Below are 24,192 nucleotides of genomic sequence, written 5' to 3' on the forward strand. Positions count from 1 at the left end.
ACAGGATGGGGGCAAGATGAAGAAGCTGAAATGGGCGCTGGGGTGCTTGTCGCTGCTCGCAATCACTGGCTGCTCCGACGACTACTACGACCCGTACTACTACGACACTGTCTATTACGACCCGTATTACGGGGCGTACGACGCGGCGTGGAGCTACTACTGGGTCGATCCGGTCTACGGCTATTGGTACTACAGCATCGGCGGGGTGCTGCCTCAGTCCACCGGCAGCGGGCTGCCTCAGGCCCCCGTCGACGTGAACGCGGCGGCCGCCAGGCTCGCGGCGAACGCCTCCTCCTCCTTCACACCCGCTGGCTGTGCCACCGCCACCGCGACGGACGCGACGGTGAACTACACCTTCAACGACTGCACGGCGCAGGTCACGCTCCAGCAGATCTCCGGCAACGTGCAGGTGGTGCTCGCGGACAACCAGGGGCAGCTCTCCGTCAATGCCACCTCCTCCAACCTCACCATCAATGGAGCGCCGTACAATCTCTCCATGCAGGTCGCCAGCTCCCCTCCCAATGGGGATCAGCGCAAGGTGACCATCACGTCCAACAGCTACTCACCGGACCGCTTCGACACGCGGTCCTCGCAGAGCACGGTCACGTGGGTCTCGGGCAGCGGGTGCTTCACCCTGGACGAACAGTCGAAGTCCACGCGGGGGGACCGCAGCTCGAACACGACCGTCACGGGCTACCAGCGCTGCGCCAACCAGTGCCCCTCGGCGGGGACGGTGACGTCGACGACGAGCGAAGGGACGTTCACCACGACGTTCGACGGCTCCAACACCATCAAGGTGACTTCGCCGGGGGATGACACCGAGACGTACTCGCTCGACTGTTGAGCCCCGGGGCGCGGCCGGGAGCGTTCGGCTCCCGCCCGCCAGGCCCTTGTCTGCCTCCCCAGACGCACGGCGCGTGCATGACGATATTCAGCCCATGCCGCGGCTCGTCATGAGCCGTGGAATGGACTGATTCGGCGCGAACCCGACGCGCGAGGAGGAGCAACCGTGCTGGACACCGGACCCGTTGGCGAGCCCCTTCCGCATCTTGAGAGCCGCCGCCTGCTTGCCGAAGCCCGGAGGGCCATCCCGGAGGCCTTCGACGCTCGAGGCCGGCTGCTCTCGCCCATCGCTGGAAGGTGGGCTCATCCCCCTGCCTGGTTCAACGCCGTCTCACCCATCGACGGCAGCGTCCTCGCGGAGCTGCCGTTGCTGGGGGCTGGCCAGGTCTCCGCGGGCGTGGAGCAGGCCGCAGCGGAGTTCGCGCCCTGGGCGGCCCGTCCGCTCGAGGACCGCGCGCGGACCGTCGCGGAGGCCGTGGTGCTGCTTCATGCGCACCGGGACCTGCTCGTCCGCATCCTGGCGTGGGACATCGGCAAGACGCTGCCCACGGCGTACAACGACGTGGACCGGTGTCTCGCGGGCATCGCGTGGTACCTGGAGCGGATGGGATCGATGATGGACGGCCGGAAGCCGCTCGGCCTCGTGTCGAACATCGCCTCCTGGAACTATCCCTTCTCCGTGCTGCTGCTCAACGTGCTCGTGCAGTCGCTCGCGGGCAACCCGGTCATCGCGAAGATTCCGACCCAGGGCGGCGGTGTCTCACTCACGCTCGCCTTCGCGCTGCTGCGCCGCGCGGGCCTTCCCGTCTCGCTCGTCGGTGGGCGTGGCAGGGACCTCTCCGAAGCGCTCGTCGGTCATCCGTGCATCGCGGGGGTCGCCTTCATCGGCGGCCGGGCCAATGGTGCCGAGGTCCACCGCCGCCTGCGCGACACGGACAAGCGCTATGCGCTGGAGATGGAGGGCGTGAACGCCTACGCCATCACGCACTTCACGGACTGGGACGCGCTCGGCGCACAGATTCGCGCGGGCTTCGACTTCGGCAAGCAGCGCTGCACCGCCTACACCCGCTGGGTCATCGAACAGTCGCTCGTCCCCCGGTTCGTCCGGACCTATGTCGACGCGGTTTCAACGTTGCGGGTCGGCAATCCGGTCCTGGGCGCGCACGTGGACTACGGGCCCCTCATCTCTCCCAGCAAGGCCAAGGAGCTGCGCACCCTCATCGCCGAAGCGCGGGAGCAGGGCACGGCGGTGCTGCACCAGGGGGAGCTCGCGGAGGACGCCTTCGCCGCGCGACAGGAGCGGGGCGCATATCTACCCCCCGTCCTGCTCTTCGGTGTTCCGCGAGACAGCGAGCTGTACCTGCGCGAGCCCTTCGGGCCCGTCGACGTCCTGGTGTCGGTGGACTCCGAGGAGGCGCTGGTGCGGGAGGCCAACGTCTCCAACGGCGCGCTCGTGGCCTCGGTGGCGACGGACGAGCCCGAGCTCGCGCAGCGCATCGCCGCGCGGCTCCACGCCTTCAAGGTCGGCATCAACGCGCTGCGCTCGCGAGGCGACCGCGAGGAGTCCTTCGGCGGCAGGGGAGGCTCGTGGGCGGGCGCCTTCGTTGGGGGCACCCACCTGGTGCGCGCCTTCACCGACGGCCCCCATCCCATGGAAGGCAACTGGCCGGACTGAGACCTCAGGGGGGGAGGGCGGAATCGCGTGAAAGGCTCCGGGTCGTGATTTTGCAAGCCCATACATGAAGCGCGCCGCGGGAAAACTCCATCCATGCTGTTGGATGGGGTTTCAGCCCTGGGAAGCGTCATTCCAAAGCAAGACAGACTCTGTTAGGGTTTGAGGAATCACCCCGACGGAGGACGCATGCGAGCGAGCATTGTCTGTGGTCTGTTTGCGACGGCGCTGATGGTGGGCTGTGGCGCGCCCGTGGAGCAGGACGAAGAGCCCCAGCTGGCAACGCAGGAGTCGCCGATCCCCGACTGCTCCGGCCTTCATGACGCGACCAACTACTACAGCGACGCGGCCCACACGAACCTGATCGGGATCCGGGGCTGCTACTGCGGCTCGTGGTCCACCTGGGGCAAGACGTCGATCTACGCCGAGCAGAACCTGGACTGCTGAGCCCCGGGCAGGAACGTTGTCCGCCTGCGGCATGAGCTCCCTGCCGCAGGCGTCCGAAGTCAATGGGGGGCGGGGGATGCGCGCCCGTAACGGGCGCGTCACCGTTTCGCACGGAAAACCGTGCCTCAGGTTCCCGACCGGTGAGGTCACAACCTGAACAGATTTTCAAGGGCGCAAACGCACGGTGGTTCGTATAGAGCGCGGCGAATTCCCTGACACGGCTGAGCCCGTCAGCCCGTTCGAGAGCCCCGCGATGCATCCTTCCGCTCCTGAAGTGCCTCCCTCCTCACCGCGTCGTCCCAGTCGCGCCAAGCGGTGGATCATCGGCGTGGTCGTGCTCCTGCTGGTCTTCGCGGGGCTCGTCGCCGTCAAGGCGGGCCAGATCGTCGCGATGATCAAGGCCGGTGAGACCTTCGTGCCGCCTCCGGAGTCCGTCACGTCCGCCCAGGCGGAGTCCTTCGGATGGCAGGGGACCCGAAGCGCGGTCGGCACCGTCATCGCGCTCCGGGGGGTGACGCTCAGCGCTGAACTGCCGGGCGTCGTGACCGACATCCGCTTCGAGAACGGCGCTTCGGTGAAGAAGGGCCAGGTGCTCGTCCAGCTCGACACCTCCAGCGAGCAGGCGCAGTTGGCCGGCGCCGAGGCGGACGCGGAGCTCTCCCGGCTGAACAAGGAGCGCGCGGAGAAGCTCAACGCCCAGGGCGCCAACACCCAGTCGGACCTCGACGCCGTCCGGGCCCGGGCGACCCAGGCCGCGGCCACCGTCGCGCACCTGAAGTCCCTCATCGCGAAGAAGACCCTCCGCGCGCCCTTCGAAGGCCGCATCGGCATCCGGCAGGTGGAGCTGGGGCAACTCGTCTCCCCGGGCAACCCCATCGCCTCCATCCAGTCCACCACCCCCGCGCTCGTGGAGTTCCAGCTCCCCCAGCAGGCGCTGGCCACGGTGAAGCAGGGCCAGAAGGTGCACCTGAGCGTCGACGTCTTCCCGGGCGAGTCCTGGGAGGGCGACCTCACCACCATCAACCCCGAGGTGGAGCTGTCCTCGCGCAACGTGCGCATGCGCGCCACGGTGCCCAACGAGGACGGCCGGCTCTTGCCGGGCATGTTCGCCAACGTGCAGGTGCTCTCCGAGGCCAGCCAGCCCGTGGTCGCCATCCCCGCCACCGCCGTGCTCTTCGCTCCGTACGGTGACTCCGTGTTCACCCTCGCCGAGGGCAAGGACGCCGCGGGCAAGGCGGCCCTGCTGGCGCGGCAGCAGTTCGTGCGGCTGGGAGAGCGCCGGGGGGACTACGTCGCGGTGACGTCCGGCCTCAAGCCCGGGCAGACCGTGGTCAGCAGCGGCGTCTTCAAGCTGAAGAACGGCATGGCCGTCGTCGTGAACAACGCGCTGGCGCCTCCTGTCGAGGCCGCGCCCCAGCCGGTGAACCCGTAAGGGACGCGGAGAGGCGAACCCATGAACTTCACCGATTTGTTCATCCGGCGTCCGGTCGTGGCGCTGGTGGTCAACCTCATCATCATCATCGCGGGCCTGCAGGCCCTGCGCTCGCTCAACGTGCGGCAGTACCCGCGCAGTGAGAACGCCGACATCACCGTCACCACGGTCTACGTCGGCGCCAACGCGGAGCTCGTGCGTGGCTTCATCACCACGCCGCTGGAGCGCGTCATCGCCTCGGCGGACGGCATCGAGTACGTCGAGTCCACGAGCTCGCAGAACGTCTCCATCATCCGCGCCCGGCTCAAGCTCAACTACGACGCCAACCGCGCCCTGAGCGAAATCAGCGCCAAGGTGGACCAGGTGCGCGGCGACCTGCCGCCCGAGTCCCAGGTGCCCGTGATGGGCATCGAGTCCGCGGACAGCCAGTTCGCCGTCGCGTACCTCAACTTCACCTCCGAGTTCCTCGAGCAGAACGAGCTGTCCGACTACCTGGTGCGCGTGGTGCAGCCCCGGCTGTCCTCGGTGGAGGGCGTGCAGCGCGCGGACATCCTCGGGGCGCGCACGTTCGCCATGCGGGTGTGGATGAAGCCGGACCGGATGGCCGCGCTCAACGTCAGCCCCATCCAGGTGCGTCAGGCGCTCGCCACCAACAACGCGCTCGCCGCCGTGGGCCAGACGAAGGGCTCGCTGGTCCAGGTGAACCTCACGGCGAACACGGGCCTGCGCTCCGTGGAGGAGTTCAAGCAGCTCATCGTCCGCAAGGACGGCGGCGCGGTGGTGCGGCTGTCGGACATCGCGGACGTGGTGCTCGGCGCCGAGGACTACGACACCGACGTGACGCTCAACGGGAAGACGGCCGTGTTCGTCGGCATCTGGGCGCTGCCCAACGCCAACTCGCTGGACGTCATGCAGCGCATCCGCGTGGAGATGGAGTCGCTCAAGAAGGACCTGCCGGAGCAGATCCACGGCGGCGTCGCCTTCGACGGCACGGACTACATCCAGAACGCCATCGACGAGGTGGTGAGCACGCTCATCGAGACGCTCATCATCGTCGTCATCGTCATCTTCCTGTTCCTGGGCTCCGTGCGCTCCATCCTGGTGCCGGTGGTGGCCATCCCGGTGTCGCTCATCGGCACGGTGTTCCTGATGCAGGTGTTCGGCTTCACGGTGAACCTGCTCACCCTGCTCGCGGTGGTGCTGTCGGTGGGCCTGGTCGTGGACGACGCCATCGTCGTGGTGGAGAACGTGGAGCGCCACCTGCGTGACGGCCTTCGCCCGGTGGACGCCGCCATCAAGAGCGCGCGCGAGCTGGTGGGGCCCATCATCGCGATGACGCTCACGCTGGCCGCGGTGTACGCGCCCATCGCCTTCCAGGGCGGTCTCACGGGCTCGCTGTTCCGCGAGTTCGCGCTCACGCTGGCCGGAGCGGTGACCCTGTCCGGCGTGGTGGCGCTGACGCTCTCCCCGATGATGTCCTCCGTGCTCCTGAGGGCGGGCCACGAGGACAAGGGGCTCGCGGGCATCATCAACCGCGGCTTCGAGCGCCTGCGGGCCGCGTACGCCCGCACCCTGGACAGCTCGCTGCTGGTCCGCGGGCCTGTCTACGCGGCGTGGATCTTCCTGAGCCTGCTGGCCCTGGTGATGTTCAACCAGTCCGCCCGGGAGCTGGCGCCGGTGGAGGACCAGGACTTCGTCATCGGCATCGTCAGCACGCCATCCAACTCCACCCTGGATCAGTTGAAGCCGTCGGTGACGAAGACGAGCGAGCTGCTGATGTCGATGCCGGAGTCCAGCTTCAACTTCCAGATCGTCCAGCCGAGCAACGGCTTCTGGGGCCTGGTGCTGAAGCCGTACAAGGAGCGCCAGCGGACCACGGCGCAGGTGCTGGCGGAGGCGCAGGAGCGGGTGAACACCATCCCCGCGGTCCAGACGTTCGCGCTCCAGCCCCCCGCGCTGCCGGGCGGCGGCAACTTCCCGGTGGAGTTCGTCATCGCCTCCACGGCGGAGGCGGATGAGCTGCTGGGCTTCGCGCAGCAGCTCCAGGAGAAGGCGGCGGCGAGCGGGTTGTTCGCCTTCCCGCCCATCATCGACGTGAAGCTGGACCAGCCCCAGTCGGAGCTGGAGGTCGACCGCGAGAAGGTCGCGCAGCTGGGGCTGAACCTGGGCACCGTGGGCCAGGACCTGGGGTCCGCCGTGGGCGGCAACTACGTCAACCGTTTCAACATCGCCGGCCGCAGCTACAAGGTCATCCCGCAGGTGCTGCGGACCTCCCGCCTCAACCCGGAGCAGCTCAAGGACATCCACGTCACCGGTCCGGACGGCAAGCTCGTGGCCCTGTCCGCCATCGCGTCCCTCAAGGAGAAGGTGGCGCCCCGGTCGCTCAACCGCTTCCAGCAGCTCAACGCCGTGAAGCTCAGCGGCGTGGCCATCCGCCCGCTGGACGAGGCGCTCACCTACCTGGAGACGGAGGCCTCGCGCATCCTGCCGGCGGGCTACCGCATCGACTACACGGGCGAGTCCCGGCAGCTGCGCACGGAGGGTGACTCGTTCGCTCCGGCGTTCGGGCTGGCGGTGGTGTTGATCTTCCTGGTGCTCGCGGCCCAGTTCAACAGCTTCCGGGATCCGCTCATCATCCTGGCGGGGTCGGTGCCGCTGGCGCTCTTCGGCGCGCTGGTGACCACGTTCCTGCGGATGCCGAACCCGACGATGCCGTACTTCACGGACAGCTTCACCACCACGCTCAACATCTACTCACAGGTGGGCCTGGTGACGCTGGTGGGGCTCATCGCGAAGAACGGCATCCTCATCGTGGACTTCGCCAACCGCCTCCAGGAAGAGGGCAGGACGAAGCTGGAGGCGGTGAAGGAAGCGGCCTCCGAACGGCTCCGGCCCATCCTGATGACGACGGTGGCCACGGTCGCGGGCCACTTCCCGCTCGTGCTGGTGTCGGGCCCGGGCGCGGCGGCGCGCAACAGCATCGGCCTGGTGCTGGTGACGGGCATGGCGCTGGGCACGCTCTTCACCCTCTACTTCGTGCCGGCCATCTACCTGCTCATCGCGAAGACGCGCACCGCGGAGGTCAGGGAGCCCCTGGAAGCGGCGGAGGCTCCCTCAACGCCGTGACAGCGCGAGCTTCGCGCCGAACGCGATGAACACGCACCCCGTCAGCCGGTCCATGGTCTTCATGAAGGCCGGCCGACGGAGGATGCGTCCCAGCGGCGCCGTCACTCCGATGAGGAGCGCGAACCAGACGGCGCCCGCCACGGCGTGGATGACCGCGAGCAGGAACGTGTAGGCCATGACCGGAACGCCCTGCGGCACGAACTGCGGCAGGAAGGTGACGTAGAACACCCCCACCTTGGGGTTGAGGACGTTGGTCAGCAGCCCCCGGCGCAGCCAGGCCGTCGCCCCCCGGTGGACCTCCGCATGGGGGGCGGCTTCCTCGGCCACGAAGCGGGAGCGGGGCTTCCAGAGCAGCCCGATTCCAAGCCACACCAGGTAGGCCGCGCCGGCCCAGCTGAGCACCGTGTAGGCGACCTGAGAGGCCGCCAGCAGCGCGCCCAGCCCGAGTGCGACCGCTCCGCCCCAGACCAGACATCCGAGGCAGATGCCCACGGCCGCGAAGCCCGCGCGCCTGGGGCCTTCCAGCGCGGAGGTGCGCAGCACCATGGCGGTGTCGATACCCGGGGTGATGGCGAGGATGAACGCCGCCACGACGAACGCGAGCAGGGATTGGGTGACGGTCATTTCAAGGGGCGGCGGGCTTGGGGGCGGGCTTCACGTCGGTGTTCTGGCCCGCGACGATGCGCCACTGCTTCTGGGTGCGCTTCAGCACGTAGCGCATCTGCGTGCGCAGCAGGCCGTCCTCGGTGTTCTGCACGCCCGGCGGGAGGCCCGTGTGGCCGGTGACCTCGTGCACCGTGTCCACCACGGCGATGTCCGGGCTGGGGAAGCGGATGTCGCGCACGGTGACCTCCGCGTGGCTGGCCTTGAAGATGCCCGCGAAGATGGCGGCGTGGCGCTTTTCAATCTCCTCGCGGCCCTGGAACACCGTGCCGACGATGTTGATGAAGCCGGCGTCGTCCGCGAAGTCCCGCGACCAGGCCGTCGCGTCGTGCGCGTTCCAGGCCTCGGTCTGCGTCTTCACCAGTTGGCGCAGGTCCTGCTCGTCCCGGGCGTGGTCAGGCGGCGGCGTGCACGCCGCGCACATCAACGCCAGACCCAGGACCGCGACGACCGCGAAGGAAGAGGAGCGTGTCATGGCCGCAGTCTGCCATGCCTGCTCACGGGTCCCAGCGCACGCGGTAGGAACAGGCGTGGCCGTTGAAGTCGAAGGGCTCCACCCGGACGTTCTTGGCGCCGGCCTTCATCAGCCCCGCTTCGATGATGCCCATCAGGTAGCCGGGGTTGCCGTTGCACTCGCTCACCTTGATGGTGTGGTCCGCGCGGCCGTGGGTGATGAGCTCGGTCTTCAGGTAGTTGTTCACCGTGGCGAAGCTCTCCTGCATGCGGGAGAGCACCCGGTCCGGCCCGAAGATGGGCCACAGGGACACGAGCGCCTTGCCCAGCAGCGTGTGCTCCAGGCCGGTGATGATGCCCGTCCCGAGCCGCCGGTAGCCCTCCTGCGCGTCCACCTCCGGGTGGAGGTAGCGCGCGGTGATGCCCAGGGCTTCGGCGAAGACGCGGCGGGGCGTGTGGTGCGGCAGCTTCACGTCCAGGTCCAGGCCAATGGCTCGCAGCCGGTCCTTGAGCTCCGGCGTGAGGCGCTTGCCCACGGAGCGCAGGAAGAGCCCCTCGATGGCGTGGCGGTAGACGATCTCTTCACTCAACGCGGCACCCATCCCAGGCGTCCGTCCCACCGGAGGTAGGACGGACGGCAGCATCCCTGGATTGGCGCTGCAATGCACTCGCGCGCGGGGTGAAGTCCCGGCGGAGCTCAGTAGAGGTAGTCGAGCGCCGTACGGTCGGAGCTGCTCCACTCGCCGCTCTCGTTCGAGCCGAAGCAGGAGTTCATCACCGAGCCGCCCCGCGTGGCCGTGGTCGGCGTGCCGGGGATGTGGATGGCGCCCACGTTGGACGCGCCCTCGTTACCGCCAGTGCCGCAGCTGATGGACCGGTCGTAGTAGTCCGTGTGGCGGAAGCCGATGGTGTGGCCAATCTCGTGGGTGATGACGTGCTCGTTCACGTCCACGCTGTAGTCCTGCAGCCCGACGCCGATGTTGAGCGTGCCGTAGGGCTTGCCGCCCTTGGGGAAGCCGGACGAGCCGCCCACGCCGCTGGTGGTCTTCGCGGAGATGGTCGCGGTGCAGTCGGACGCGGAGCCGCGCGCGAAGGTGATGCGCAGACCCTGGCTGTTGTAGTTCTCGATGGCCAGGTCGAGCCCCGCGCTGAGGCGGCTGTAGCTGTTGAACTGCGAGGTGGGGACGATGCAGATCTTCGTCACGCTGGTGCCGACCAGGTTGGTCGTCCGGTACTGCTCCGCCGTCTCGCCAGGGGTCTGGAGCATCTCCCGGGAGGTCTCCAGGCTCACGTGAGCGTCGCGCCCCACGTACACCTGGCCATCGGCGACCATGATGTCGTTGGCGGGGAAGCCCGCCTCGATGAGGTTGGAGACAATCTCGTCGTTCTCGCTCTGCGCATCGCCACCGCAGGCCGTCAGCAACGCGCCACAGCTCACCACGAGGACAGCCGCCTTCTTGAACATGTTCGTCGCCCCTCTTGATGTGGATCAGCCCGGCCCCCGGTCCCGGTACGGGAACGCCGGAAAGGCCTGTCTGGACTCTAGAGGGTTTCCATCCTTGGGACTCCAATAAAACAAGAAATTGTAGTCAGGCGAACTTAGCTTGTGAGTGCGTAAATACCTGTCAACACGCGACAATGTATCAGCACGCCCTACCGCGAAGACCCGTGATTTCACGCGGAGCACGTGCCAGGCAGCACTGAGAAGGCGCAGACTCCGCGCATGCCTGCTGAGTACCGCTTCCGCGTGGATGGCCGCATCCCCGTCCTCAAGGTGCACGACGAGCCCCGTCCCGGCCCCGCCGTCATCGTGCTGCATGGGCTGTTCTCGAATGCCGACGACCAGCGCCGGGAGCTGGATGCGCTCGCGCACTGGGGCATGGCAGCGGTGGGCGTGGACGCCCCGCACCATGGCGCCCGGCGCGACGGCTGGCTCGACGGGATGCCGTCGCTCAGCCCGACGGACTCCCATGCGCGTTTCCTCTATTTCATCCGCGAGGCCGTCCCCGATGTCTCCCGGGTCATCGACCATGTGGTGGGGGAGGGGCATGGGCCCATCGGGCTCGCGGGTGTGTCCTTCGGTGCGTTCACGGCGCTGGCCGTGGCGGCCCGCGATTCGCGCGTCCAGGCGACGGTGTCCCTCCTCGGCTCGCCGGACTGGGCTCCCAGGGATGGACACGTCACGGACGAGCTGCGCGGGTTGATGCAGGAGGCTCCCGTCCACCGCCCGTGGGACTGCGCGCGCAACCCGCTGCTCCTCCTGAACGCGGGGAGGGACCGGCTGGTCCCCGCGCAGCAGGCCCGGGACTTCGCGCACCGGCTCTGGGGCGAGTTCCCCGAGCTGGGCTCGCACGTCGGGCACTACGAGTACCCGGAGTCGGACCACACCATGCGGGAGGAGGACTGGAACGACGCCTGGGGCCGGGCGCTCGGCTTCCTGCGGCGCACGCTCTACCGGGAGTGACTGGCGGCGCGCGGGGCCCGGGAAGGCCCCGCGCTCCCATCGCTCAGTGCACCTTCGGGGCGATCTGATCCAACGGCGGCAGCGGGGGGATTCCGCCGCTCGCGCCCATCGACGTCGGGCCGGCGAGGGCCGTCTCCGAGTCCTGCTCCGACTCACTGCCCTCGAGCTTCTGGCTCACCTGGTCTCCCAGCTGGGTCAGGCCCTCCTGCGCGCGACGCTTGGCGGGCTCCAGCAACTGGCGCTCCTTGTCGGTCACCGGCAGCAGGCTCGCGGTGAGCATGCCCAGCGCCACCGCGCCCAGCGCGAGCGCCAGGGGCTGCTCCTCCAGGGCCCGGTCGTACCACTGCGAGGTGCGGCCCCGCAGCGCCTGGGGCGACGGCACGCGCTCGCGCAGGTGCGAGGCCTGGCTGCGCACGGTGTCCGCCGCGTCATGGACCCGGCCGCGCACGGTGTCCGCCGCGTCATGGACCCGGCTGCGCACGGTGTCGGCGGCGCCGCTCACGCGTTCCTTCACGTTCTCCGCGGAGGCCCCCACGGACTCCTTCGCCGTGTGCAGCGCTTCGCTGGCGCGTTCCTTCAGGTGCGAACCCTCGCTGCCGTGCTCACCCACGTCCGCGCCGTACTCCGCGCGCGTGTTGTACTCGGGGTAGGGGACGTCCCGGCCCGAGCCGTAGGCGCCGTAGTACTCGCGCTCGGACTCGACCAGGGGGATGCGCTCGTCGCGGTAGCGCACCGGCACCCGCTCATAGCCCCGGACGCGGTAGTCGCGCTCGCGGTACTCGCGCTCCTCGATGCGCGAGCGGAAGGCCCGCTTCATCAGCATGGAGCCGACACCGGCTCCCAGGAGCGCGCCCAGCAGGCCCAGGCCACGTGGGGTGTGGGTGGCTTCGTCCGTCCATTCATACGTCTTGCGCATCGCCGTCTCCTTTGCCTGCGATTTCCAGTCGAGCACCTTGTCCCGGGCCTGCTGTTTCAGCTCCTCGCGCTTCTCCGCGGCGAGCTGCTTCGCGTGCTCCGTCACCTCTTCCTTCTTCTCGAGCGCGAACTCCTTCGCGCGGGCCTTCAGCAACTCAGGATTCGCGCGGCGGCCCAGCTCGTCCGCCAGCACGCTCATGCGTGCCCGTGCATCTGCGATTTCGCGGAGCGCATCGTCGTGCTCGCCCATTGGCTGTCCTCCTTGAGGGTCTGGATGGTCTTGCGCGGTGCATGCACCGTCTTGAGTCGTTTCGCGCCCACGGCGGCCAAGCCCGCCCCCGCGGCGATGAGCAGCACGGTCACCAGCAGCGCGCTGGCCCACAGGGGCATCAGCTCCGCGAGCGCGATGACCAGGAAGGCCACCAGCGCCATGGCGCCCAGGAAGAGCACCACGCCTCCCGCGGCGACCATGCCGCCACCGGCCGCTGCCTTCTTCGCTTCAGCGCGCATCTCCGTGCGCGCCAGGGTGAGCTCCGCCCGGAGCAGGTGCCGCCCCTGCTCGATGAACTCGGAGACCAGGGTGCCAAGCGACTGCTCGCCCAGTCCGCCGTCCGTCCGGAAGCCCTCGGCCTGGGGACGGGTCGTGGTTTCGTCCGCGTCCAGTCCCATGTACTGGCCGCGTGTCCGTGAGGAATAGGGGTCCATGGTCCGCCCCCTCACGCCTTGAGGAATCGCGCGGCGACGAAGCCGAGCAGTGCACACCCCGCCAGCGCCACGCCTGGCCGCTCACGCATCCGCGTCTGCGCCTGCCGCAGCAGCTCCTCGGTCGAGTTCTGCTCCAGGGTGTCGGACGCCTTGCGAACGAAGCCCACCGCGCTGCCAATGAGCTGCTGGGGCAGCTGCACGTCTCCCTGGCCCGAGATGGACTCAAGCTGCTTCGCGAAGCCGTTGAGGCTTTCCACCAGGACGCCCTTGCGGGAGTCGACCTGGGAGAAGGCGCGCTGGCGCGTGAGGCCGCCGATGCGCTTCACCTGTTCCTTGCCTTCCTGCTTCAGACCGACCCGCCCACCTGTACCTTCGGACGATGCCTGACTGTCATTGTAGAAGCTGGGATTCCTCAGGCCCTCTCCCTCGATGATGCTCCCCATGTCGCAACCTCCTCTGGCGTGATTGGGTTCATGTATGCCGTTGGACGACTGCCCATGAAGCTATGCAATCGAACGGTTCATGCCCTGAGGGGCGCGTTCGCTGGCCGCAGAGCAGGCGGAGCGGCACACCGTGATACAGGAGGAATAAGGGGTGCGACTGGGACGGGGCGTGTCACTGGCGAGTGACCACGCGCAACAGCCTCCGGTTACACCCGGGCGCTGGTCATCCAGCAGCCCGCGGTGAAGCGGACCTCCGCTCCGTGCACGAAGGGCTCGAAGGCGGCGCGGACCGTTTCGATGACGTGGGCGCGGGCATGCGCGTCCACCTCGTGAAGGAACCGGCCCAGGGGACCGAACCGGGTCAGGTAACGGACCAGCTCCTTCTCGGGCAGGGTGCACGTGAAGTCGACGGGCTGGAGGTCGATGTCCGCCCAGCCGCTCTCCTCCAGGATGCGGTGGACCCGGCGCGGATCCGCGAAGCCGAACTGTCCCGGTGCGTCCGGCTGGCGAGCGGGGAGCTTCAGGAACGGTGCCGCGGCGCGCTCGGCTGTCGTCATGAAGGGATTGTCCGCGGGGCTCCGCCAGGCGATGAGCCGGAGCCGGGCGCCCGCTTTCGCGGCTCGCCGCAGGTTCGCGAAGGCCTGGACGGGGTCCTCGAAGAACATCACGCCGAAGCGCGACAGGATGAGGTCGAAGCTCGCGGGCTCGAAGGCGTGGCGCTGAGCGTCTGCCTGGATGAAATCCGCCGGAATGCCTTCCCGTTCCGCGCGGGCCCGGGCGGCGGCGAGCATCGGCTCCGAGATGTCGACGCCGGTGCAGCGGCCCTTCCCGCCAAGCCGCCGCGCGAAGGCAAGCGTGGTGCTGCCCGTGCCGCAGCCGACGTCGAGCACCTGGGTCGCGGAGCTGGCGGGGACCTCTTCGACGAGCAGGTCTTGCATCGGCTTGAACATCCCATCGAGCACCTCCTGTGTATCCACCCAGGCGTGTCCCGCGGTCCCATTCCAAAGTGCCGTCTGCTCATTCATGGTCGTCTCCACCTGCTTGCCTTCAAGAACCGAAGGCCGCACTCTGCCAGTTCAAGTCGACTTGAGGTCAAGCGGGTGGGTGAACTGGACATCTCGGAGGTGGCGCGGCGCTCCGGCGTTCCGGCCTCGACGCTGCGGTTCTATGAAGAGAAGGGGTTGATTGCTTCCGTCGGCAGGCGGGGGCTGCGCCGCCTGTTCGACCCCGAAGTGCTGGAGCGGCTGGCGTTGATCGCGATGGGGCGCTCCGCCGGCTTCTCGCTGGAGGAGATCGCGCGCATGTTCGCGCCGGATGGACGGCCGCGCATCGACCGGCGGTTGCTCCTCACCCAGGCGGAGCAACTGGACAAGACGATCCGCGAGCTGAGCGCGATGCGCGACGGCCTCCGGCACGCCGCTGCCTGCCCCGCACCAAGCCACATGGAATGCCCCACCTTCCTGCGGCTCCTGCGGGGCGCGCGAAGGAAGAGGACGCCGAAGCCGCCGTAGAACCTGGAACACGCCGCGTGACAGGATGGCGCGACCTGGACCCGGACGGGAGCGCGCGATGATGGCTTCGAGGATGGCGAGCACGGCGTGGCTCGTGCTGGCGCTGAGCGGTGCGGCCTTCGCCGAGGAGGAGATCTGGTCGCCCTACGACCGGTTCAACGCGCCCAATGAAGACTGTGAGCTCGTGGCCCTCGTGCCCGCGCCGAAGGGCGCCTGGGGCGTGGTGGGACACACCTGCAACCGGCTGAACGGCGAGCCCGTGGGCAGCCTCGTGGTCATCGACGCCCTGGGCAAGCGGGACACGTCGCCGGTCTCCGTGGCGCTCGAAGCCGCGTCCGACCGGGACCGGATGAAGGAGCTCGTGCAGCTGCTCCCCGTGCCCTCCGGGGGCTACATCGCGACCTATTCCTCCCGCGACGCCAACGCGCCCCAGGGGGAGAGCGGGCCCGCGAGCGTGGCGCACGTGCTCATCCGCCACACGGCGAAGGGCACCCGGGCCGAGGCCTTCAACCAGAAGGTCCAGCAGACGCTGCGCCAGAAGGTGGGCGCCTCGTCCTTCATCATCACCGCGGAGGTGGATGCGAAATCGCGGCTCATCGTCGCGGCCTCGACGCCGGATGAGAACTACCTGAAGGAAGCGCCGCTGTGGCTGCTGCGCTTCAACCCCGACGGCACCCTCGACCGCGCCCAGCGCTTTGACCCGGTCCTGAAGGAGCTGCGGCTGGGTTGGTATGTGTTGAACCAGGTCCGCGCGCGGGCGGACGGAGGGCTCTTCCTGAGCGGGCGGTTCCAGGCGGAGGAGCGCCGCGCGGACATTCCCGTGCTCGCGCTCAACGCACAGTGGAAGTCCGACTCCCGCTTCAACACGCCCCTCATCTCCTGGTTGATGAAGGGCGAGGCCGGGCTCGAATTGAGCCTCATCGCTCCAGGGGCTGACGGCTCGGTGGTCGGAGTGGGGGAGCTTGGCCAGGGAGACACCCGCGCGCACGTCGTCCGGCTGACCCGTGACGGACGGCTCGACCCTGCCTTCCATCCCTTCCGCCAGGAGGGGCCATATCCCCAGGGCCGCTTCATGCGCGTGTCCCAGATGGGAGTGGGGCCGGACGGAGCTGTCGTCCTGGCCCAGAACGACATCCCCGCGGTGGATCCGCCGGAGGGCCCCTGGCGCGCTCCGGGGCTGGTGCGCTTGAAGGCGGACGGCACGGTGGATGCGCGGTTCCAGGCCGGGCTCGGCGCGGGGCTGCGCTACCGCAAGCTGGCGGAGGCCGCGAAGAAGGATCCGGACTCCTCCGGCTTCCTCTGGCTGGTGGCGGCGATGCCAGACGGATCGGTGGTGGTGGATGGCTTCTTCGACGAGCTCGCGGGCGAGAAGGTGACGCCGCCCCTGCGGCTCGCGGCGGACGGCACCCGGGTGCGGAACTTCCAGGCGCGCTTCGAGACCGTCCTTCCCCCCAAGAAGCAGGTCCCCAACGCGACGACGAGCGCGTTCTTCAAGGCGGATGGCCGGTCGCACTTCATCGCCTGTTCCGGGAAGGGGAACCGGACGGAGACGTTCATCTACTGGATGCAAGGCGACACCTGGGGACACACGCCTTCGTGCGCGATCCACCTGGGCGGAGATGCCGCGTCACCGGGTGGGGCGTGGCAGCACTGCGACGCCCGGATCCGCAAGGCCCAGGCGCAGGGCGCCACGTGCGAGGAGACGAAGGTGGACCCGCTGGATGTCCGGGGCCACCGCTAGGGCGTCAGGTGTCGAAGCGGAAGGCGGTGTCGCGGGCGGAGGGCCGCTGCGCGAACTGCTGGCAGAAGCGGTTCAGCGCCGCATAGGGGGCGGTGGGCAACACGTCGCGGAACTCCAGGTGGGTCACGAGGCAGAAGAGCGTGACCTCCAGGTAGCTCAGGTCCCGCCCGGGCGGGAGGGCGGCGAGCGCGGCGTCCGCGTGCTCCTCCAGCCACGCCATCATGTTGAGCAGGGACTGGCGCAGCTTGAGGGCATGCGTCGTGCCCTCGCCGCCGCCGGCCATCTTCTCCATGACCAGCGTCACCTCCGTGGCCATGGCTTGCAGGGTGAGCTCCTGCACGTTCGCGAGGAGCGGCACGTCCAGGTCCTCCGGCCACACCACGCGGGGCCTGGGATGGGACTGGCGCCACAGTTCCCGGGAGACATTGAGCGCGCCGAACCAGGAGCCCCTGGCCGTCTTCAGGACGGGAATCCGGAGCGCGGGGTTGCCGCCATAGTCCGCAGGGTCGGTGGACAGCAGGTCGCGCAGCACCTGGAAGGAGTGCTCGGCGCGCAGCTCCGCGGCGAAGATGCGCGCGATGCGGGTGAAGTGCGAGCTTGAGCGGCCGATGATGACGGGTGTGTCGAGCGCGGACATGCGGAGCCCCCGGGGTGGAATGCGGAGGAAGGCTACCTCGGCTGAGCGCTTTGCAGGGCCGCCGCGATGATGCGCGCCGCGATGGCGGGCTGGTCCCCTCCCATGTGGAGCGTGTTGACCGAGTAGACGAGGCGCCGGCGCAAATCCCGCGTGGCGCCCATCCCGTTGTTGTAGCCGTGCCGGTCGCCGCTCTTGCCCCAGAAGATGATGCCGTTGAGCTCGTAGCGGGTGAGGCCCGCGCTGTAGCTGGCGCCGGGCAGGTCCGGGACGGTGAACAGCTCCTCCAGTTGCTTGCGCGGCAGGAGCCGGCCCTGGAAGAGCGCGACGAGGAAGCGGTCCAGGTCCTCGGCGGTGGAGATCATGTCTCCGGCGGCCCAGGGGACGGACTGGCTGGCCTCGGTGACGTCCACCAGGCACCGCGTGCCGTAGGGGATGGCGCCCGAGGGGCACTGGCCGTCCTCGAGCGCGACCTCCTCATAGCCATGCGCATGCCGGCCGGGAATCGTCACGTCGTGGCCGGGCACGAAGGTGTCCCGCAGGTGCAGCGGCCGGAGGATGCGCTCGCGCACCGCGTCCCCATAGGGACGGCCCGTCACCTGTTCGATGAGCAGCCCCGCGACGATGTAGCCGATGTTGCCGTACTCCTGCTTCGTGCCCGGGGCGAAGCGCGGGCCCGGTGGCAGCGACAGCGCGACGAGCTCGCGGGGGCTGAAGCGGCGGTACCGGTTCTCGAAGAACCACTCCGGGTCCTTCTGCGGCACGGGCACGCCGGGCAGGCCGTGGGTGTGATTGAGCAGCTGGCGCACGGTGATGGGCGCGTAGACGCCCACGGGCAGCAGGCGCGGCAGGTAGTCCTGGACGGGCCGGTCCAGGTCCACGCGGCCCTCGGCGGCGAGCTGCAACACCACGGTGGCGGTGAACGTCTTCGTCATGCTGCCGATGCGGAAGTGCGCGTCCACGGGCACCGGGGCGCCGGTGCGGATGTCGGCCACCCCGGACGTCCCGAGCCAGCGGCCGTCCGCGCCGCTCACCCGCACCAGGGCGCCAGACACCTCCGCGTTCGGCAGGTTCGCGATGGCCTGTCGCAGCGCCTCGCGGTTCAGGGGCGGCAGGTTCGACTGCTCCACCTCCAGCCCCCGCTCGCCCACCTCCAGCCCGGCTCCCACCGGGGTCTCCGGCCCGCAGGCAGGAGTCATGACGCTCGCGAGCAATGCCATACCGACCCGCAGTCCACGGTGCAGAACCGCCATGTTCCATCTCCTGTGAGGGAAGGGGCCGGCGCATTTTTTTCCGGCCGGCGGATGGAACACCGGCGTCCCCCGGCGGTGTCACCGGGCGGGTGAGGATTCAGTCCGCCGCCACGTACAGCTCGCCGTCCTGACCGATGGCGCCCGGCGACAGCGACCAGCCTTGCTGGTCGCGCAGGAGGTAGAGCGTGCGCCTTCCCTCCGGCGTGCGCGCGGCCCCGATGAGCAGGAACCGGCGCGTCCGCTTCGCGCCGGTGACCGTCAGGACATCGTGGTTCACGCTCCAGGTGCCCTGGTCGTTCTCGGAGCCGAACGTCATCGCGCCCACCTGACCGGAGGCGCCCGCGTACTTGTATTGGAAGGAGTGGTTCGCGCCGAAGGTGTACTCGCTGCTGTAGGAGACGGCCGTCATGGTGGTGCCACCGGTATAGGCGTTGACCCACTGGGCCGCGGTGCTGCTGCCGTGGACGAAGTGGCCCACCACCTCCGCGTCGTCCACCAGCGGCAGGCCCACGGGGCTCCCGCGCACGCCCTTCAGCGCCTCCTCCACCCGGACGTAGGACGTGTTCCAGGAGAACGAGGCGGACATGGCCTCACCCAGGCCTCCAGGCGTCATGAAGCTCTGGATGAACACCAGCGGCTCCAGCCGGTCGCCGGCCTCCACCAGGTAGAGGCTCACGCGGAAGGACCGGTCGTTGTTCTTCGCGCGCACCACCGCCGCGGTGAAGAAGGCGCGGGCGCCGTTGGCCACGAAGCGCCGCATCACCAGCGGGTTCGGCTTCACGTCGTTCCAGTCCGCGCCCACGCGCTCCTGCCACAGCCGCGCGAGCTTGCCCTCCGCGTCGTCCAGCCCGGGCAGGCTCGGCAGCCGGAGCGCCTCCACCCCCAGCGTGTCGCCCCGCTGGTCCCACTCGAGGATGAACCGCCCGTCCGCCTGGGTCTTCCAGCCCTGGGGCGCGTCGAACGCGAAGCCGCCGGGCTCACCCGGGCGGCCAGCCCGCGCCCGGGGCGTGGCGCTGTCCTCTCCGGCGAAGAGCCCCAGGGCCATGAGCCCCAGGGTGCCGGTGCAGCAGAACGCGCAGACGCCTCCGACCGCGAGGAGGATCCAGACGAAGGGGCTCTTGGGTCGGGCCATGGTGGGGAGTGCCTGCGGCGAAAGCGCCGGTCCTCCCCTGGTACGCCCGACCGGGCCAATCTTCCCGCCCACCCAAAAAAATCAGCACGGTGGCCCGACCCGGTGCCTGAAGCCCCGTGGCAGGCGTCAGCGTCCCGCGCGCCGCACGACGGCGGGCGTGAGTCCCGTCACGCGGCGGAACACCGTGGTGAAGTGGCTCTGCGAGCTGAAGCCGACCTCCAGCGCGATGTCTCCGAGGGAGCGGTTCGTATGGCTCAACAGGCCGCGCGCCCGCTCCACCCTCCGCTGTTGCACGTAGGCATGCGGCGTCATGCCCATGGACTGACGGAAGGCGCGAGTGAAATAGAACACGCTCAGGCCGGAGCGCTGGGCCAGCTCTCCCACGCGAATGCTGCGTGCGAGGTGCGCTTCGATGAAGAGCCGCACGCGATGGAGCGCGGCGGCGGAGAGGCCCCCGCGCCGGCGCGCGGCCCGCGTGCCCCCTGGCTCCTGGAGCAGCTTCGCCACGCGGGCGGCATGGCGGTCCTGCGACGCCCGCGCCTGGCCCAGGAAGCGGGCGATGACCTTCAGCTCCGCGTCCGTCATGGGGGACATCAACTGGAGGCCCTCCGCCTGGACGGGACCCCAGAGGGTCTCAATCCATTCGCGCGCGTGCCCGGTGAGCGCGAGCCGTCTGCCATTCCCGGTGCCTTCCCGCTGGACGTAGCCGGCGAGCTCCAGCCGCTCCACGTCGGCGCCTCGCGTGACCGCGCTCAGGGGCATGGGGCCCGCGAAGTGCAGCTGCGTCAGGCACGTCAGCTCCGCGCGGCCGAGCGCGAGCACCGCTCCCACGGTCGCGTCGAACTCCGCGGTGGCCTCCTGGAAGCGGACGATGTCGGTGCCAATCTGGGCGAGGAGCGACTGCCGGGGAGTCATGGAGGAACACCGCAGGAACGAGAAAAACAGCACAAGGGCACGAAAGACGCTCGCGCCCCCGGAACGCATGCTGTCCCCATGATGAACCTGAAGCCATCCGCGGCGGAAATCCTGTTGTGGCTCTTCGTGCTCAACCTGGGCGTCGCGTTCGGCGCGGGGCTCTACGAGCACCGCATCTCGCTTCCCCGCTGGCTGGACGCCACGGGCGCGCACTGGTCCGCGGAGGCGGCGCGGCGGGATGACGTGGGGCGGCGCTTCTGGGGGCTCGTGAACACGGGACCGCTGACGCTGCTCACCCTGGCGAGCCTCTACTTCGCGACCAAGGCCACGGGACCGCTGCGCGCGTGGTGGCTCGGGGCGGCGCTGGTGGCGCTCGCGGACCGGCTCCTGACCTTCGCGTACTTCATCCCCACGATGGTCCGGCTGATGCAGTCCGCGGACACCCCGGCGGCCGTGGAGACCGCGATGCGGTGGGCGCGGATGAACCACCTGCGCCATGCGCTCGGGGCGGGAGCGTGGTTCGCGGCTCTTCAAGCCTTGTCATGGCTCCGGGTGAAGGGCGGTGCTTGAGCTGTGAAAGCATTTGAAATGGATTAGGCTCGCGCGCAGGGGGCGGGGCCCGTGAGTGGCCCGCCGAAGAGGGGATGATGGAAGTGCGGATGCGCGGGGTAAGGCTTTGGGCGGTGGTGTTCGCGGTGGGCAGCGGGATGCTCGGTGGGTGTGAGGATTCGGATCCGCCCACGAATCCGCCTGCAGATGCGGGAATCGTCGACGCGGGGACCTCCGGTGACGGCGGCGCGCAAGGCAATGACGCGGGCACGCAGGTAGATGCCGGCACGGACGCGGGCTCCCTGGGTGAGCCCCTTCCCTGTGAACGGACACAGGGCCTCTGCGCGGGCGCCCGGCGCGCCATGGTGGACGGGGTCTACGAGCCGGTGTGCACCGCGCGTTCGTACGGGGCCGACTACGAGGCCACGGAGACGCGCTGCGACGGACTGGACAACGACTGCGACGGGGTGACGGATCCTCCGTCCTGGTCACAGGTCGCGTCGCTGGGGCTGCCTCCGCATGCGGGCCGGATCAGCAGCCTCCGCGTGACGGACGGCGTCCTCGCGGTGGTGTTCGACCAGCTGGCGGTGGCCCGGGTCATCCGGTTGGATTCCTCCCTGGCGCCGCTCGGTACCACGGAGGTGCGGGTCGAGGTGATGGACGAGTTCCTCGCGCTGGACTCGGTGAGCACCCGGCTGCTGCGTACGTCCCAGGGGCCCGCGCTGTACTACGCGTCGGCAGGTCCGAATGGCGACCACACGCGAGGCCACCTCATCCTGCTGGATGAGCAGGGCCATCGCGTGCCCCGGGACGGTGAGCCCGAGGAAGGAGCGCTCCTGTTTGATCAGGCCGTGGGGGACAGGGCCACCGCGGCGGCTGTGTCGGCGGATGGGACCCGGATCTTCGCGGCCTGGAAGAATGATGCTGCTCCTTGGTATGTGGGAGGTCGCGAGCTTTGGGGCACGGTGACGGGATTGGATGGTCAGGTGGTGGCCTCTTCCCGGGTGCTGATGCGAGCGCTCACCGAGCAGACGGGCCTGACCGGCGTGGACGTGCTGGGGCTCCGGGAGGGTGGCTTCCTGGTCCTGGCTCAGGAGTTCGACGGGGGGATCGAGCCGAGAAAGTTGCGTCTCCAGCGCTTCGACAGCGACCTGCAACCGGTGGGGGATGAGCGGGCGTTCTTCGCGGAAGCAGAGCCGGGCGCCCGGCTCGTGGACCTGGGCGCCGCCGCGGGCGGTGCACTGGAGTCTCCGGTCATCGTGCTGCACGACCTGCAGGGCAACAACCGCGTGATGAAGGTCCTGGGCAACCTCTTCGGCGAGATGACATCGCGGGTCCTGGGCGTCACGACCCCTCGGGAGTTTCCCTGGTTCGGGACCGCCCTGACGGCGCGCGGCCTCGAGGTCGCGTGGCTCTCCGTTGGACCGAGCTCGCAGGGCAGCGACATCTTCTTCAAGTGGCAGGGCCGGTTCTGGGCCCTGGGGCAGGGCGGCATCCCGGCGGACCTGTCACCCGGGCCCGACTTCATGCCCCTGCACCGGTACGCGCAGTGGGTGATGTTGGAGGAGCTTCAGGACCACTGGATGGGCGCGCTCGTGATGACGTCCACGGAGAGCCCGCTGTCCCACACCCTCCGCGCGGTCCGCTACTGCGCCCCCTGAGTCACGCCTTGTCCGGGAGCGTGTACTGGAAGTCGTAGGAGTGCTTCCCACCCGGAGCGATGTCGATGGTCATGGAGCCGGCGAGCCCTGTCAGCTCGCCGGTTCCGGAGTCCGGCACCACGGAGATGACGAGGTGGGGCGCACCTCGCGTCATCACCCCGAAGTGCTGGAGCGCGAAGGTGCCGCTCCGGCCGTCCAGCGTCCCGTTGACGCGCTCCATCGCGACGTACCCCGCGGACCCCTCCACCGGTGTCCGCACCGCGATCATCTGTCCCTGGCTCGTCGCCTCCAGCGCGCCGTGAAAGCGCTTGTCGAGCGCCATCCGGCCCGGAGCCCCCTCCACCGCTCCCGCCTCCGGCGCCATGGGGGTGAGCTTGACGTCGAAAGGGCCACTCGCGCGCTTCGTCATGGGTGCCTGCTCCCTTGCTGGATGGGCGGACACATACGCCCGAAGCCCGCCGCTGGATTGCAAAAACGCGTCAGCCCCCGGGCCTTAGGACTCGCTTAAGACCTTTGCCCTACCGTCACGGTCACTCCAAGGGGGCACGCACTTGAGCGACCACGAACGCAATCACCACGACGGACTCCAGCAGGACCTGCGCGTCCTGGCGAAGCGCACGGACCGGCGGGAGCTGCTGCGCTGGATGGCCTTCACCAGCCTCATCCCCATCATCGGCTGCGGCGGACCTGACTCCAGCGGCGGCAGCAGTGACACGTCGGGCTGTGCGCGGATTCCGGAGGAGACCGCCGGCCCCTATCCCGGTGACGGCTCCAACGGCGCCAACGCCCTGGTGCTCTCCGGCATCGTCCGGAGCGACATCCGCTCCAGCATCGCGGGCGCGAGCGGCGTCGCGGCGGGCATCCCGCTCACTCTCACCCTCACGCTGGTCGCCAGCGACGACAGCTGCACGCCGCTGCGGGGCTACGCCATCTACCTGTGGCACTGCGACCAGGCGGGGCGGTACTCCATGTACTCGTCGGGCGTCACCAATGAGAACTACCTGCGCGGGGTGCAGGTGACGGATGAGGAGGGCAAGGTGACCTTCACCAGCATCTTCCCCGCCTGCTACAGCGGACGCTGGCCGCACATCCACTTCGAGGTCTACCCTTCCGTGGAGGCGACCTCCTCCTCGCGCAACAAGGTGGCCACGTCCCAGTTGGCCCTGCCGGAGGACATCTGCGACGCGGTCTACGCGACGTCCGGCTATTCGCAGAGCGTCCGCAACCTCGGGCAGATTTCCCTCTCCAGCGACAATGTGTTCAGCGACGGCGCATCCACCCAACTGGCGACCGTGACGGGCAACACCACGGAGGGCTACGCGGCCAGCCTGGTGGTGGGCATCCAGGTCTGACGCGCCCGCCTGCCCGGCCGTGCTCCGGCCTGGAGGGATGGCAACCCTCCGGGACGTGATGCATCTTCAGGGGGCTGTGGTCCTTCCACCCGCATAGGAGCCCTGCCGATGTTCCAGCCTCCCAAGGACACCACCTCGAAGAAGCACCGGGGTGGCTACATCCAGCAGACGAAGGACTACGAGAAGATCCGCAAGTCCACCAAGGTGACGGGCAAGCGCATCGGCGGGGCGCTGCGGGCGGAGTTCGCCCGGCAGCAGAAGCGCCGCGACTCGCGCTGACG

Annotated in this window: 25 protein-coding genes; 12 read left to right on the forward strand and 13 right to left on the reverse strand. The window is 69.1% G+C overall.

From position 1 onward, the window contains the following. The first annotated feature begins 16 nt into the window (after positions 1 to 16). The 5 genes from JYK02_RS37465 (at position 17) to JYK02_RS37485 (ending at position 7,520) form a co-directional block, all read left to right on the forward strand. On the forward strand, positions 17 to 844 hold the full coding sequence (locus tag JYK02_RS37465) for a hypothetical protein (RefSeq protein ID WP_207057752.1): 828 nt from the start codon (positions 17 to 19) through the stop codon (positions 842 to 844). Between the two features lie 165 nt (positions 845 to 1,009). Further along, on the forward strand, positions 1,010 to 2,518 hold the full coding sequence (locus JYK02_RS37470) for an aldehyde dehydrogenase family protein (RefSeq protein ID WP_207057753.1): 1,509 nt from the start codon (positions 1,010 to 1,012) through the stop codon (positions 2,516 to 2,518). A 186-nt stretch (positions 2,519 to 2,704) separates the two neighbouring features. Then, complete coding sequence (locus tag JYK02_RS37475; RefSeq protein WP_207057754.1) at positions 2,705 to 2,962, forward strand: hypothetical protein; 258 nt, start codon at positions 2,705 to 2,707, stop codon at positions 2,960 to 2,962. A 328-nt stretch (positions 2,963 to 3,290) separates the two neighbouring features. Next, a complete protein-coding gene (locus tag JYK02_RS37480) occupies positions 3,291 to 4,394 on the forward strand; it encodes an efflux RND transporter periplasmic adaptor subunit (RefSeq protein WP_347402676.1) in 1,104 nt (367 codons plus the stop codon). Between the two features lie 21 nt (positions 4,395 to 4,415). Continuing rightward, positions 4,416 to 7,520: an efflux RND transporter permease subunit gene (locus tag JYK02_RS37485; protein ID WP_207057756.1), complete on the forward strand. Its 3,105-nt coding sequence runs from the start codon at positions 4,416 to 4,418 to the stop codon at positions 7,518 to 7,520. Here the strand turns inward: JYK02_RS37485 and JYK02_RS37490 are convergent. From JYK02_RS37490 to JYK02_RS37505, 4 genes are all read right to left on the reverse strand, one after another. Continuing rightward, positions 7,509 to 8,144 (reverse strand): LysE family translocator, encoded by a 636-nt coding sequence (locus JYK02_RS37490; protein WP_207057757.1) that lies wholly within the window; start codon positions 8,142 to 8,144, stop codon positions 7,509 to 7,511. The two genes, JYK02_RS37485 and JYK02_RS37490, sit on opposite strands and share 12 nt — an antisense overlap. A gap of 1 nt (position 8,145) precedes the next feature. Continuing rightward, a complete protein-coding gene (locus JYK02_RS37495) occupies positions 8,146 to 8,658 on the reverse strand; it encodes an SgcJ/EcaC family oxidoreductase (RefSeq protein ID WP_207057758.1) in 513 nt (170 codons plus the stop codon). Between the two features lie 22 nt (positions 8,659 to 8,680). Beyond that, the gene (locus tag JYK02_RS37500; protein WP_242589626.1) at positions 8,681 to 9,226 is read right to left on the reverse strand and encodes a DUF2378 family protein; all 546 of its coding nucleotides are present in this window, start codon (positions 9,224 to 9,226) and stop codon (positions 8,681 to 8,683) included. A gap of 107 nt (positions 9,227 to 9,333) precedes the next feature. After that, positions 9,334 to 10,101 carry a zinc-dependent metalloprotease gene (locus tag JYK02_RS37505; protein ID WP_207057760.1) on the reverse strand — a complete coding sequence of 256 codons (768 nt, stop codon included), beginning with the start codon at positions 10,099 to 10,101 and terminating at the stop codon, positions 9,334 to 9,336. Between the two features lie 258 nt (positions 10,102 to 10,359). Between JYK02_RS37505 and JYK02_RS37510 the strand changes: the two genes are divergently transcribed. Next, positions 10,360 to 11,100 (forward strand): dienelactone hydrolase family protein, encoded by a 741-nt coding sequence (locus tag JYK02_RS37510; RefSeq protein WP_207057761.1) that lies wholly within the window; start codon positions 10,360 to 10,362, stop codon positions 11,098 to 11,100. 43 nt (positions 11,101 to 11,143) lie between these two features. Here JYK02_RS37510 and JYK02_RS37515 read toward each other — a convergent pair whose 3' ends face one another. The 4 genes from JYK02_RS37515 to JYK02_RS37530 form a co-directional block, all read right to left on the reverse strand. Then, positions 11,144 to 12,214 (reverse strand): hypothetical protein, encoded by a 1,071-nt coding sequence (locus JYK02_RS37515; protein WP_207057762.1) that lies wholly within the window; start codon positions 12,212 to 12,214, stop codon positions 11,144 to 11,146. Further along, on the reverse strand, positions 12,211 to 12,720 hold the full coding sequence (locus JYK02_RS37520; protein ID WP_207057763.1) for a phage holin family protein: 510 nt from the start codon (positions 12,718 to 12,720) through the stop codon (positions 12,211 to 12,213). Before JYK02_RS37520 ends, JYK02_RS37515 begins: the two co-directional genes overlap by 4 nt. A gap of 11 nt (positions 12,721 to 12,731) precedes the next feature. Beyond that, on the reverse strand, positions 12,732 to 13,163 hold the full coding sequence (locus JYK02_RS37525; protein ID WP_207057764.1) for a hypothetical protein: 432 nt from the start codon (positions 13,161 to 13,163) through the stop codon (positions 12,732 to 12,734). A 206-nt stretch (positions 13,164 to 13,369) separates the two neighbouring features. Then, positions 13,370 to 14,188, reverse strand: a complete 819-nt coding sequence (locus JYK02_RS37530; RefSeq protein ID WP_207057765.1) for a class I SAM-dependent methyltransferase — start codon at positions 14,186 to 14,188, stop codon at positions 13,370 to 13,372. 75 nt (positions 14,189 to 14,263) lie between these two features. Here JYK02_RS37530 and JYK02_RS37535 point away from each other — a divergent pair, with 75 nt between their 5' ends. Together JYK02_RS37535 and JYK02_RS37540 are read left to right on the forward strand one after the other, a co-directional pair. Beyond that, a complete protein-coding gene (locus tag JYK02_RS37535) occupies positions 14,264 to 14,674 on the forward strand; it encodes a helix-turn-helix domain-containing protein (RefSeq protein WP_207057766.1) in 411 nt (136 codons plus the stop codon). Between the two features lie 58 nt (positions 14,675 to 14,732). Further along, a complete protein-coding gene (locus JYK02_RS37540) occupies positions 14,733 to 16,415 on the forward strand; it encodes a delta-60 repeat domain-containing protein (RefSeq protein ID WP_207057767.1) in 1,683 nt (560 codons plus the stop codon). A 4-nt stretch (positions 16,416 to 16,419) separates the two neighbouring features. Here the strand turns inward: JYK02_RS37540 and JYK02_RS37545 are convergent, their stop codons facing one another. The 4 genes from JYK02_RS37545 to JYK02_RS37560 all read right to left on the reverse strand — a co-directional run bounded on the left by JYK02_RS37545 (position 16,420) and on the right by JYK02_RS37560 (position 20,349). Beyond that, the gene (locus JYK02_RS37545; RefSeq protein WP_207057768.1) at positions 16,420 to 17,052 is read right to left on the reverse strand and encodes a glutathione S-transferase N-terminal domain-containing protein; all 633 of its coding nucleotides are present in this window, start codon (positions 17,050 to 17,052) and stop codon (positions 16,420 to 16,422) included. Positions 17,053 to 17,084: 32 nt separating this feature from the next. Further along, positions 17,085 to 18,302, reverse strand: a complete 1,218-nt coding sequence (locus tag JYK02_RS37550; RefSeq protein ID WP_207057769.1) for a serine hydrolase domain-containing protein — start codon at positions 18,300 to 18,302, stop codon at positions 17,085 to 17,087. Between the two features lie 97 nt (positions 18,303 to 18,399). Further along, complete coding sequence (locus JYK02_RS37555) at positions 18,400 to 19,434, reverse strand: lipocalin family protein (RefSeq protein WP_207057770.1); 1,035 nt, start codon at positions 19,432 to 19,434, stop codon at positions 18,400 to 18,402. A 126-nt stretch (positions 19,435 to 19,560) separates the two neighbouring features. Continuing rightward, complete coding sequence (locus tag JYK02_RS37560) at positions 19,561 to 20,349, reverse strand: helix-turn-helix domain-containing protein (protein ID WP_207057771.1); 789 nt, start codon at positions 20,347 to 20,349, stop codon at positions 19,561 to 19,563. 78 nt (positions 20,350 to 20,427) lie between these two features. Between JYK02_RS37560 and JYK02_RS37565 the strand changes: the two genes are divergently transcribed. After that, complete coding sequence (locus tag JYK02_RS37565) at positions 20,428 to 20,919, forward strand: DUF1772 domain-containing protein (RefSeq protein WP_207057772.1); 492 nt, start codon at positions 20,428 to 20,430, stop codon at positions 20,917 to 20,919. A 74-nt stretch (positions 20,920 to 20,993) separates the two neighbouring features. Next, entirely contained in the window at positions 20,994 to 22,559 is a 1,566-nt protein-coding gene (locus JYK02_RS37570) for a putative metal-binding motif-containing protein (protein ID WP_207057773.1), read from the forward strand. A gap of 1 nt (position 22,560) precedes the next feature. Here JYK02_RS37570 and JYK02_RS37575 read toward each other — a convergent pair whose 3' ends face one another. After that, positions 22,561 to 22,968 (reverse strand): DUF3224 domain-containing protein, encoded by a 408-nt coding sequence (locus JYK02_RS37575; protein WP_207057774.1) that lies wholly within the window; start codon positions 22,966 to 22,968, stop codon positions 22,561 to 22,563. A 142-nt stretch (positions 22,969 to 23,110) separates the two neighbouring features. Here JYK02_RS37575 and JYK02_RS37580 point away from each other — a divergent pair, with 142 nt between their 5' ends. Both JYK02_RS37580 and JYK02_RS37585 read left to right on the forward strand, forming a co-directional pair. Next, entirely contained in the window at positions 23,111 to 23,911 is an 801-nt protein-coding gene (locus JYK02_RS37580) for an intradiol ring-cleavage dioxygenase (RefSeq protein ID WP_207057775.1), read from the forward strand. A 108-nt stretch (positions 23,912 to 24,019) separates the two neighbouring features. Further along, entirely contained in the window at positions 24,020 to 24,190 is a 171-nt protein-coding gene (locus JYK02_RS37585; RefSeq protein WP_158616851.1) for a hypothetical protein, read from the forward strand. Positions 24,191 to 24,192: the final 2 nt, after the last annotated feature.

The sequence above is a fragment of the Corallococcus macrosporus genome (assembly GCF_017302985.1).
Classification (GTDB): Bacteria; Myxococcota; Myxococcia; order Myxococcales; family Myxococcaceae; genus Corallococcus; species Corallococcus macrosporus_A.